The organism is Serratia sp. CMO1 (genome assembly GCF_015689115.1).
Classification (GTDB): domain Bacteria; phylum Pseudomonadota; class Gammaproteobacteria; order Enterobacterales; family Enterobacteriaceae; genus Serratia; species Serratia marcescens.
In genome coordinates this window covers 1,174,010-1,185,261 of record NZ_CP065032.1, presented here as the reverse complement: position 1 = coordinate 1,185,261, position 11,252 = coordinate 1,174,010, and the positions used below count along the sequence as shown (strand labels likewise).

Here is an 11,252-nt window from a genome sequence, read left to right as displayed (position 1 = left end):
AGAATAAGAGATGACTCGCAAACAACGCGCGCTGTTTGAACCGGCCCTGGTGCGCACCGCGCTGATCGATGCGGTGAAAAAACTGGACCCTCGCGTTCAATGGCGCAACCCGGTGATGTTCGTGGTGTATATCGGCAGCCTGCTGACCACCGCCATCTGGCTGGCTATCCTCGCCGGCCAAACCGACGGCGCCGCCGCCTTTACCGGCAGCGTCGCCCTGTGGCTGTGGTTCACCGTGCTGTTCGCCAACTTCGCGGAAGCGCTGGCCGAAGGGCGCAGCAAGGCCCAGGCGGAAAGCCTGAAAGGCACCAAGAAAACCAGCTGGGCGAAAAAGCTGGCCGGCCCGCGCCGCGACGGCGCCACGGAGAAAGTGGCCGCCGAAAGCCTGCGCAAAGGCGATATCGTGCTGGTGGAAGCCGGCGACACCATCCCGTGCGACGGCGAGGTGCTGGAAGGCGGCGCTTCGGTGGATGAAAGCGCCATCACCGGCGAATCCGCCCCGGTGATCCGCGAATCCGGCGGCGACTTCTCCTCGGTCACCGGCGGCACCCGCGTGCTGTCTGACTGGCTGGTGGTGCAGTGCAGCGTCAACCCGGGGGAAACCTTCCTCGATCGCATGATCGCCATGGTGGAAGGCGCCAAGCGCCGCAAAACGCCGAACGAGATCGCGCTGACCATCCTGCTGGTGGCGCTGACCATCGTGTTCGTGTTGGCCACCGCCACCCTGTTCCCGTTCTCGCAATACAGCGTCGAGGCGGCCGGCAGCGGCAGCGTGGTCACCATCACCGTGCTGGTCGCATTGCTGGTTTGCCTGATCCCCACCACCATCGGCGGCCTGCTGTCCGCCATCGGCGTGGCCGGGATGAGCCGCATGCTCGGCGCCAACGTGATCGCCACCAGCGGCCGCGCGGTGGAAGCCGCCGGCGACGTGGACGTGCTGCTGCTGGATAAAACCGGCACCATCACGCTGGGCAACCGCCAGGCGTCGGAGTTCCTGCCGGCGCCGGGCGTGAAAGAGCAAGAGCTGGCGGACGCCGCGCAGCTGGCCTCGCTGGCGGACGAAACGCCGGAAGGCCGCAGCATCGTGGTGTTGGCCAAACAGCGCTTTAACCTGCGCGAGCGCGATCTGCAGGCGCTGAACGCCACCTTCGTGCCCTTCTCCGCCCAGACCCGCATGAGCGGCGTCAACGTGCAGGAACGCATGATCCGCAAAGGCGCAGTGGATGCCATTCGCCGTCACGTCGAATCCAATCAGGGCCACTTCCCGCGGGCGGTGGACGACCTGGTGGAAAGCGTGGCGCGCACCGGCGGCACGCCGCTGGTGGTGGCGGAAGGCGCCCGGGTGCTGGGCGTGGTGGCGCTGAAGGATATCGTCAAAGGCGGCATCAAAGAGCGCTTCAATGAGCTGCGCAAGATGGGCATCAAAACGGTGATGATCACCGGCGATAACCCACTGACCGCGGCGGCGATCGCCGCCGAAGCCGGAGTGGACGACTTCCTGTCGGAAGCCACGCCGGAAGCCAAGCTGGCGCTGATCCGCCAGTATCAGGCGGAAGGCCGTCTGGTGGCGATGACCGGCGACGGCACCAACGACGCCCCGGCGCTGGCGCAGGCCGATGTGGCGGTGGCGATGAACTCCGGCACCCAGGCCGCCAAAGAGGCGGGCAACATGGTCGATCTGGATTCCAACCCGACCAAGCTGATCGAAGTGGTGCACATCGGCAAACAGATGCTGATGACGCGCGGCTCGCTGACCACCTTCAGCATCGCCAACGACGTGGCCAAATACTTCGCCATCATTCCGGCGGCGTTCGCGGCCACCTATCCGCAGCTGAACGCGCTGAACGTGATGCATCTGCATTCCCCGGCCTCCGCCATCATGTCGGCGGTGATCTTCAACGCCCTGGTGATCGTGTTCCTGATCCCGCTGGCGCTGAAAGGGGTGAGCTACAAACCGATGAGCGCCGCGGCCCTGCTGCGCCGCAACCTGTGGCTGTACGGAGTCGGCGGCCTGCTGGTGCCGTTCGTCGGCATCAAACTGATCGACCTGATCCTGGTCGCGCTGCACGTCGCCGGTTAACCATTGAGGGAAATGAACATGACGTATTTACGACCTGCGCTGGTGATGCTGATCCTGCTGACGCTAATCACCGGCATCGCCTATCCGCTGCTGACCACCGGGCTGGCGCAGCTGCTGTTTTCGGGCTCGGCTAACGGTTCGCTGCTGTACCAGGGCGACAAGGCGGTCGGCTCCGCGCTGATCGGCCAAAACTTCACGCGCGCCGACTATTTCTGGGGCCGCCCGTCGGCCACCAGCGATTCGGCCTATAATCCACTGGCCTCCGCCGGCAGCAACCTGGCGGCCACCAACCCGGCGCTGGATAAGGCTATCGCCGAGCGCGCAGCGCAGCTGCGCCAGGCCAATCCTGCGATGCGCGGCCCGATCCCGGTGGATCTGCTGACCGCCTCCGGCAGCGGGCTGGATCCACAGATCTCGATCGCCGCGGCGCGCTATCAGCTGGCGCGGGTCGCGGCGGCGCGTCATCTGCCGCCGGAACAGATCGCCAAACTGATCGAAGACAACACCGATCGGGCCACGCCCAACTTCATGGGCGAATCGGTGGTGAACGTGTTGAAGCTGAACCTGGCGCTGGATGCGTTGAAGTAACGCGCCGTATTCAGCATAGTGATAGGGTTCGGCGTGCCGAACCCCTTTTTGCTTGGTAACACAAGGAATTGCCATGGTCGAAGAAGAACAGCAGCGTCCCGATCCCGATAGCCTGCTGGCGCTGGCCAATGAAAAACCGCGCGGCCGGTTGAAGGTATTCTTCGGCGCCTGCGCCGGCGTGGGCAAAACCTACGCCATGCTGCAGGAAGCCCAGCGCTTGCGCGCTCAGGGGCTGGATGTGCTGGTCGGCGTGGTGGAAACCCACGGCCGCAACGAGACCGCCGCCCTGCTCGACGGCCTGGCGCTGCTGCCGCAAAAACGCATCCAGCACCGCGGGCGACTGGTGCATGAATTCGATCTCGACGCCGCGCTGGCGCGCCACCCGGCGCTGATCCTGATGGACGAACTGGCGCACAGCAACGCCCACGGTTCGCGCCACCCCAAACGCTGGCAGGATGTAGAAGAGCTGCTGGACGCCGGCATCGACGTGCTGACGACCGTCAACGTGCAACATCTGGAAAGTCTGAACGACGTGGTGGGCGGCGTGACCGGCGTGCGAGTGCGCGAAACGGTGCCCGACCACGTGTTTGACGAGGCCAGCGAAGTGGTGCTGGTCGATCTGCCGCCGGACGATCTGCGCCGACGGCTGCACGAAGGCAAAGTGTATATTCCCGGCCAGGCCGAGCGCGCCATCGAGCATTTTTTCCGTAAAGGCAACCTGATCGCTCTGCGCGAGTTGGCGCTGCGTCGCACCGCCGATCGGGTCGATGATCAGATGCGCGAGTTTCGCGACACCCAGGGGCGCGAGAAAGTGTGGCACACCCGCGACAGCATTCTGCTGTGCGTCGGCCACAGCAGCGGCAACGAAAAGCTGGTGCGCATCGCCGCCCGGCTGGCGGCGCGGCTTGGCTGCCATTGGCATGCAGTCTACGTGGAAACCCCCAAGCTGCACCGGCTGCCGGAAAACCAGCGCCGCGCCATTCTGCGCGCGCTGCGGCTGGCGCAGGAGCTGGGCGCCGAAACCGCCACCCTGGCCGATCCGTCCGAAGAGCGCGCGGTGCTGCGCTACGCCCGCGAGCATAACCTCGGCAAAATCATCATCGGCCGCCGCAGCGAGCAGCGCTGGAAACTGCGCGGCAGCTTCGCCGATCGCCTCGGCCGGCTGGGCCCGGATCTCGATCTGGTGATCGTGGCGCTGGACAGCGACGCCGCGCAGCCCCCGCCGGGCAAGGAGCACGACGGCCGCAGCTTCAATGAGAAATGGCGCATGCAGCTGCGCGGCTGCGCGGTGGCGATAGCGCTGTGTGCGCTGATTACCCTGCTCTCGCAGTGGCTGCTGCCGGGCTTCGATCAGGCCAACCTGGTGATGGTCTACCTGCTCGGCGTGGCGATCGTCGCGCTGTTCTTCGGCCGCTGGCCGTCGGTGCTGGCGGCGGTGATCAACGTCGCCAGCTTCGATCTGTTCTTCGTCCAGCCCGAATGGTCGTTCGCCGTCAGCGATATGCAGTATCTGCTGACCTTCGGCGTGATGCTCGCCGTCGGCATCATCATCGGCAATCTGACCGCCGGGGTGCGTTATCAGGCCCGGGTGGCGCGCTATCGCGAGCAGCGGGCGCGCCATCTGTACGAAATGTCGCGCGGGCTGAGCCGCGCGCTGACCGTGGCCGACATCGCCAACACCAGCCGTCATTTCCTCTCCAGCAGCTTCCAGGCGAAAACCGTGCTGCTGCTGCCGCAGGAAGACGGCCGGCTGCAGCAAATGATCGGCGAGGAAGGCGGACTGCTGTCGGTAGACGAAGCCATCGCGCGCTGGAGTTTCGACAAAGGCTTGCCGGCCGGCGCGGGTACCGACACCCTGCCCGGCGTGCCTTACCAACTGCTGCCGCTCAATACCCCCAAACAGACCTTCGGCCTGTTGGCGATCGAACCCAACAACCTGCGCCAGCTGATGGTGCCGGAACAACAGCGGCTGCTGCAAACCTTCGCAGTGCTGATCGCCAGCGCGCTGGAACGGCTGCACCTGGCGCGCAGCGCCGAAGAAGCCAAGCTGGACGCCGAACGCGAACAGCTGCGCAACTCGCTGCTGGCGGCGCTGTCGCACGATCTGCGCACCCCGCTGACCGTGTTGTTCGGCCAGGCGGAAATTCTCACGCTGGACCTGGCGGCCGAAGGCTCCAATCACGCCACCCAGGCCAGCCAGATCCGCCAGCAGGTGCTGAGCACCACCCGGCTGGTGAACAACCTGCTGGATATGGCGCGCATCCAGTCCGGCGGTTTCAGCCTGCGTAAAGAGTGGCAGTCGCTGGAAGAGATCGTCGGCGCCTCGCTGCACATGCTGGAGCCGCTGCTCAGCCAGCATCCGATCGAGGTCGAGCTGCCGCCGGAACAGATCCTGGTCAACTGCGACGGCAGCCTGCTGGAACGGGTGTTCACCAACCTGTTGGAAAACGCCAATAAATACGCCGGCGCCGAGGCCACCATCGGCATTCGCGCCCGCACGCTGCCCGAGTGGCTGGAAGTCGAGGTCTGGGATAACGGCCCCGGCATCCCCGCCGATCAGCTGCAGCTGATTTTCGACAAGTTTTCACGCGGCAATAAAGAGTCGGCGATCCCCGGCGTAGGCTTGGGGTTAGCGATTTGTCGTGCCATTATTGAAGTGCATGATGGCCGCATCTGGGCGGAAAACGGCGCCAACGGCGGCGCCAGCTTCCGCTTCGTGCTGCCGCTGGAAAAACCGCCCGAGATCGACGGCGACGCCTTCGATCTGTAATCAACGCAGGGGAAACGTGAGCATAACGCCAACCAACATTCTGATTGTTGAAGATGAAAAAGAAATCCGCCGCTTCGTGCGCACCGCGCTGGAGAGCGAAGGCCTGCGGGTGTTTGAAAGTGAAACGCTGCAGCGCGGGCTGATTGAAGCCGGCACGCGCAAACCGGATCTGATCATCCTGGATTTGGGGTTGCCGGATGGCGACGGGCTGAGCTACATCCGCGATCTGCGGCAGTGGAGCGCCATTCCGGTGATCGTACTGTCGGCGCGCAACGCCGAAGAGGACAAAATCGCCGCGCTGGACGCCGGCGCCGACGACTATCTCAGCAAACCGTTCGGCATCGGTGAGCTGTTGGCGCGGGTGCGGGTCGCGCTGCGCCGCCACTCCGCCAACCAACAGGAAAGCCCGCTGGTGAGCTTTTCGGCGATCACCGTCGATCTGGTGAATCGCCGGGTGCTGCGCAACGACGAAGATCTGCACCTCACGCCGATAGAATTTCGCCTGTTGGCGGAGCTGCTGGCCAACGCCGGCAAGGTGATTACCCAACGCCAGCTGTTGAGCCACGTCTGGGGGCCGAACTACGTGGAACACAGCCACTACCTGCGCATCTACATGGGCCATTTGCGGCAGAAGCTCGAAGCCGATCCGGCCCGGCCCAAACACCTGCTGACCGAAACCGGCGTCGGCTACCGTTTCATGCCTTAACCCCGGCGAGCGCGGTGTGCCGCGCCTTTACGCCGCCGGGCCTTTCTTCAATCCGACCATAAATTCCTTAAACGCCTCGCGCAGCGGAGCGAACACCGGGTGTTTGCGGTTTTCGATCATCACTTCGGAGAACAGTTTCAACCCCACGGCGAAGGCCGCGCTCTGCTCGGGGCCGAAGTTCAGATCGTCACGCGCCCGAATGCGCTCGACGATCTCGAGAATATCGTCATGATTGGTCACCTCAAAACTCAGCGGTGCCTTCTCGACGGGGTTGCCCTGGCGGTCGCTCAGGGCTTCAACGGTAATGTTAAAACGGTGGCCGGGCATCAGTTCTCCTCCTGCTGCGTGGGTTGAATGTGCATTTCGCTTTCGATCGCCGCCACGGCGGCCAGCAACGCGGCGTTGATGCGCTCCACCTGCTGCGGCGTGAGATCGGCGCGCATCACGTTGCCGCGCAGCAGGCTGCGCAGACGGTTCATGGCGTCGTAAATGCCTTCCGCCAGGTTGCCGTGCCGATGATGCTCGCGGCCGGCGCCCGCCAGACGCGCCAGAATGATGTCAACCACCTGTTGATGCTTTTGCAGCTCGCCCTCACCCGCCGTGGTGATGCGGTAGCTTTTTCGGCCGTTGCCGGTGGTGAGCGGTTCGAGAAAATCCTGTTCTTCCAGCAGCGTCAGCGTGGGGTAAATCACCCCCGGGCTCGGCACATACAGGCCGGAAGAGGCTTCCTCGATCGCCTTGATCAATTCGTATCCGTGGCTGGGCTTGCGCGCCACCAGTGCCAGCAACACCAGGCGCAGATCGCCGTGTTCGAACAGACGATGACGCCCGCCCCGGCCGCCGCGCCCACCTCGGCCGTGCTCTTCGCCTTCGCCGCCGAAGTGATGACGCCCGCCGCGATGACGGCGCCCCTCTTCGCACGCATGAGGGTGGTGGTGATGCCGGTGTAAACCTAATCGATGAAACATAGGGTGATACCTCGCTTTAACAGTGAACATCAATACGAGGTTGTTTAGATATATCTAAACAGCGTCGATAACGCTAATCTAGATCGATATATCTAAATGCGCAAGCGCGTGCCGTGAAAAAGATATATCTAAATTGCAGGCATAAAAAAAGCGCTGTAAAAACAGCGCTTTTTATCCATCAAGAAAAGCGATTACTTGGCGGAAGCCAGCACTTCGCTGACGATCTCGACCGCTTCGTGCTCAATCTTCTCGCGGTGTTCCGCCCCGAGGAAGCTCTCGCAGTAGATCTTGTAAGCCTCTTCGGTGCCGGAAGGACGGGCCGCGAACCAGCCGTTGTCGGTCATGACTTTCAGGCCGCCGATCGACGCGCCGTTGCCCGGCGCCGCAGTCAGACGTGCGGTGATCGGATCCCCGCCCAGCGTACTGGCCTTGACCATCTCCGGCGACAGCTTGGACAGCGCCGCTTTCTGCGCATGGGTTGCCGGCGCCTGGATACGGTTGTAGCTCGGCGCGCCGAAGCGCTTGGCCAGATCGTCATAATGATGCTGCGGGTTCTCACCGGTTACCGCGGTGATTTCAGCCGCCAGCAGGCACATGATGATGCCGTCTTTGTCGGTCGACCACGGCTGGCCGTTGAAACGCAGGAACGAGGCCCCGGCGCTCTCTTCACCGCCGAAGCCCAGGCTGCCGTCGAACAGGCCGTCCACGAACCATTTGAAACCGACCGGCACTTCCACCAGCTTGCGGCCCAGGTCAGCCACCACGCGGTCGATCATCGCGCTGGACACCAGCGTTTTACCTACCGCCACATCGGCGCCCCACTGCGGGCGATGTTGGAACAGGTAGTTGATGGCTACCGCCAGATAGTGGTTCGGGTTCATCAGGCCTTTCGGCGTGACGATGCCGTGGCGGTCGTAATCCGGATCGTTGGCGAACGCCAGATCGAATTTGTCGCGCAGCGCCAGCAGGCCGGCCATCGCCGACTCGGACGAGCAATCCATGCGGATGATGCCGTCGTGATCCAGGTGCATAAAGCGGAAGGTCTGATCGATGGAGTCGTTCACCAGCGTCAGATCCAGCTTGTAGTGTTCCGCTACCCGCTGCCAATAGGCGATGCCGGAGCCGCCGAGCGGATCCACGCCCAGCTTCAGGCCGGCGCGTTGAATGGCCGGCATGTCGACCACGTCAACCAGCCCTTCGACATAAGGCTGCACCAAATCTTTGGCGTGCAGGTGGCCGCTGTTCCAGGCCTTGTCCAGCGACTGGCGCTGAACGCCTTTCAGCTGCTGCGCCAGCAGTTCGTTGGCGCGCTTTTCGATCACCGACGTCAGGTTGGTGTCAGCCGGGCCGCCGTTCGGCGGGTTGTATTTGATGCCGCCGTCTTCCGGCGGGTTGTGGGACGGCGTAATGACGATGCCGTCAGCCTGCGCGCCGCCGCGGCGGTTGTGGCACAGAATGGCGTGCGATACCGCCGGCGTTGGCGTGAAGCCGTTGTTTTCCTGCACGATCACATCGACGCCGTTGGCGGTCAGCACTTCCAGCACGGAAATAAAGGCCGGCTCGGACAGCGCATGGGTGTCTTTGCCCACGTAGCACGGGCCGGTGGTGCCCTGCTGATGACGAACTTCGGCGATCGCCTGAGCGATGGCGAGGATGTGCGCCTCATTGAAGCTGTGGCGCTGCGCGCTGCCGCGGTGGCCGGAAGTGCCAAACTTCACCGCATGTGCGGCATTGCCGGCTTCCGGTTGCAGCACATAGTACTGCGACGTCAGCTGGGCTACGTTGATCAGATCGCTTTGACGGGCGGGCTGCCCGGCACGTGGATTATTCGCCATCGACATATCTCCCTCATCCCTGTCGGTGACCGGGCAAATACGTCGCGCACGGCCATCATGACGGGCTGTTCGCTAAATTAGACGGTACCGCAAACTTTCTCGATCAGTTCCGCCGGGAACTGCATCGCCTGCATGATGTGTTCGATCATGCTGCGCTTGCGGCCGGTATTGGTATTGGTGATCACCCAGTAAGGGGTGCCCGGCACATGCTTCGGCTTGGTGTGCGTGCCATTGGCCAGCAGGGTCTGCTGATCGCCGGCGAAATAGGTGCGGGTGCGGCCGGTCAACGCCTCGGTGGCGGCGGCGAAACCGGCGGCATCGAGGGTGTACAGCGTGGACAGCACCAGCATGAAACGGTTGACCGCTTTGTTCTGCTCGGCGTATTCATCCGACAACAGCAGTTCACGCACGGCGCGTACGCGATCGCGCGGGCGCTGAACCGGCACCGCTTTTTCCAGTTCGACGGACGACGACGCACTGGCGGCAGGCAACGCGCGCACCGGCTGACCGGCGGTGAATTTCAACATGCGGCGTAAAATATCGGACGCGCTTTCACCGATGTGTTGCGTGTGGCTGGCAATATAACGGTAAAGCTCTTCGTCGACTTCAATAGTTTTCATCTTTATCCAATACTGTTTTTTCTACTTAGAACCTGAAGCCAGATCCTGCATTCAAGCCATGGGATTATAAGGTTAAAAGCGCTGGGGCGAACACAACAATGTGCCTCCGGACGGCAAATGCAGACTAATACCTATAGCCGGCACTGCCAAGCCCGCGCCGCGAAAATTCCGCATGATTCATCGTGCGATTCAATCATGATACCCTAATCTGAATCTCTCTCAGTATGAACTTCGCCATGAAATTACATTATCAACTGCTGGCCGCCGAGTCAGACGCGCTGCCGGTGCTGCTGATCCACGGCCTGTTCGGCAATCTCGACAACCTGGGCGTGCTGGCGCGCGATCTCCATAAACAGCACAGTGTGATCAAGGTCGATCTGCGCAACCATGGCCTCTCCCCGCGCGCCGACGACATGAACTACCCCGCCATGGCGCAGGATCTGCTGGCGCTGCTCGACGAGCTGCAGCTGGAGAAAGCGATCGTCATCGGCCACTCGATGGGCGGCAAAGCGGCGATGGCGCTGACCGCCATCGCGCCCGAGCGCATCGCCAGGCTGATCGTCATCGACGTCGCGCCGGTGGATTACCAGACCCGACGTCATGACGAGATCTTCGCCGCGCTGAAGGCCGTCAGCGCCGCCGGCATCACCCAGCGCCAGGCGGCCGCCCAGTTGATGCGCGACTACCTGCAGGAAGAAGGCGTGATCCAGTTCCTGCTGAAGTCCTTCCATAACGGTGAATGGCGCTTCAACCTGCCGGTGCTGATCGAACGCTACGAAGACATCACCGGCTGGCAGGAAGTCCCGGCCTGGCCACACCCGACCCTGTTCATTCGCGGCGGCCTGTCGCCGTACGTGCAGGACAGCTACCGTGCAGACATCGCCCGCCAGTTCCCGCAGGCCCGCGCGCACGTCGTCGCCGGCACCGGCCATTGGGTGCACGCCGAAAAACCGGAAGCGGTGCTGCGCGCCATCCACCGTTTCCTCGGCGAAGCCTGAAAAATACGTTAATCTGGCGAAAAAACGCGCTAAAGATAACGGCTTAGCGCGTTTAGCCCGCAGTTAGGCATTGTCGCCGCTCCATCTGCTGGGGTAATATGGCGCGCTATAATTTTGCCGCCGCGCCAGCGCGTTCGCGAACGCCGGTTCGGGGGTAAATTTGGGTTAGGGTTTATTGGCCCGAAGTGTGTTAATCGATGCCTCCGGAAGCGTGCGAGCGCTTTTTGATGCAAACTCCCTTGCAGTACCGCTACCTATGGCAAAAGAACAAACGGATCGCACGACGCTGGATCTGTTCGCAGATGAACGCCGTCCGGGGCGCCCGAAAACCAACCCGCTTTCCCGCGATGAACAGCTTAGAATCAATAAGCGCAATCAGTTACGGCGCGATAAAGTGCGCGGATTGCGGCGCGTAGAGCTGAAAATCAACGCGGATGCGGTGGACGCCCTGAACAAACTGGCGGAACAGCGCAACATCAGCCGCAGCGAACTCATCGAGCAGATGCTGTTGGCGCAACTGGCGGAAGAACAGCCGGAACATTGATCTCTTCGGCCGCACGCGCGGCGCGGCGTTAAGGACAACGCCGGATCGACCACGCTTTTCTTCATCCTTCGGCATCGCATAAATGCGATAAAACCCCGGCGCCACTTTCTGGCATGATACGCATTTACCGGTAAGAGACTGCG

At 62.7% G+C, this 11,252-nt stretch carries 10 protein-coding genes; 6 read left to right on the top strand and 4 right to left on the bottom strand.

The genetic code is table 11. The features are described 5' to 3' along the window. Window positions 1–10: 10 nt before the first annotated feature. The 4 genes from kdpB to kdpE all read left to right on the top strand — a co-directional run bounded on the left by kdpB (window position 11) and on the right by kdpE (window position 6,144). Window positions 11–2,080, top strand: coding sequence for a potassium-transporting ATPase subunit KdpB (kdpB, locus tag IT763_RS05505; protein ID WP_016928744.1), 2,070 nt, complete (start codon window positions 11–13; stop codon window positions 2,078–2,080). A gap of 18 nt (window positions 2,081–2,098) precedes the next feature. After that, the gene (gene kdpC, locus IT763_RS05500) at window positions 2,099–2,668 is read left to right on the top strand and encodes a potassium-transporting ATPase subunit KdpC (protein ID WP_206195236.1); all 570 of its coding nucleotides are present in this window, start codon (window positions 2,099–2,101) and stop codon (window positions 2,666–2,668) included. Between the two features lie 73 nt (window positions 2,669–2,741). Then, the gene (gene kdpD / locus IT763_RS05495) at window positions 2,742–5,438 is read left to right on the top strand and encodes a two-component system sensor histidine kinase KdpD (protein ID WP_049300333.1); all 2,697 of its coding nucleotides are present in this window, start codon (window positions 2,742–2,744) and stop codon (window positions 5,436–5,438) included. A 16-nt stretch (window positions 5,439–5,454) separates the two neighbouring features. Further along, complete coding sequence (gene kdpE / locus IT763_RS05490) at window positions 5,455–6,144, top strand: two-component system response regulator KdpE (RefSeq protein ID WP_016928747.1); 690 nt, start codon at window positions 5,455–5,457, stop codon at window positions 6,142–6,144. Window positions 6,145–6,171: 27 nt separating this feature from the next. On the opposite strand, the gene IT763_RS05485 is transcribed toward kdpE, so the two are convergent. The 4 genes from IT763_RS05485 to seqA all read right to left on the bottom strand — a co-directional run bounded on the left by IT763_RS05485 (window position 6,172) and on the right by seqA (window position 9,567). Then, window positions 6,172–6,471 (bottom strand): DUF3861 domain-containing protein, encoded by a 300-nt coding sequence (locus tag IT763_RS05485; protein WP_004939927.1) that lies wholly within the window; start codon window positions 6,469–6,471, stop codon window positions 6,172–6,174. Beyond that, a complete protein-coding gene (locus tag IT763_RS05480) occupies window positions 6,471–7,112 on the bottom strand; it encodes a PadR family transcriptional regulator (protein ID WP_049300334.1) in 642 nt (213 codons plus the stop codon). Before IT763_RS05480 ends, IT763_RS05485 begins: the two co-directional genes overlap by 1 nt. 191 nt (window positions 7,113–7,303) lie before the next feature. Then, entirely contained in the window at window positions 7,304–8,947 is a 1,644-nt protein-coding gene (gene pgm, locus IT763_RS05475; protein ID WP_016928750.1) for a phosphoglucomutase (alpha-D-glucose-1,6-bisphosphate-dependent), read from the bottom strand. Window positions 8,948–9,024: 77 nt separating this feature from the next. After that, on the bottom strand, window positions 9,025–9,567 hold the full coding sequence (gene seqA, locus IT763_RS05470; RefSeq protein WP_049300335.1) for a replication initiation negative regulator SeqA: 543 nt from the start codon (window positions 9,565–9,567) through the stop codon (window positions 9,025–9,027). A gap of 224 nt (window positions 9,568–9,791) precedes the next feature. Between seqA and ybfF the strand changes: the two genes are divergently transcribed. After that, window positions 9,792–10,565 (top strand): esterase, encoded by a 774-nt coding sequence (gene ybfF / locus IT763_RS05465; protein WP_193842625.1) that lies wholly within the window; start codon window positions 9,792–9,794, stop codon window positions 10,563–10,565. Window positions 10,566–10,821: 256 nt separating this feature from the next. After that, entirely contained in the window at window positions 10,822–11,109 is a 288-nt protein-coding gene (gene ybfE / locus IT763_RS05460) for a LexA regulated protein (RefSeq protein WP_004939936.1), read from the top strand. The last annotated feature ends 143 nt before the right edge of the window (window positions 11,110–11,252 follow it).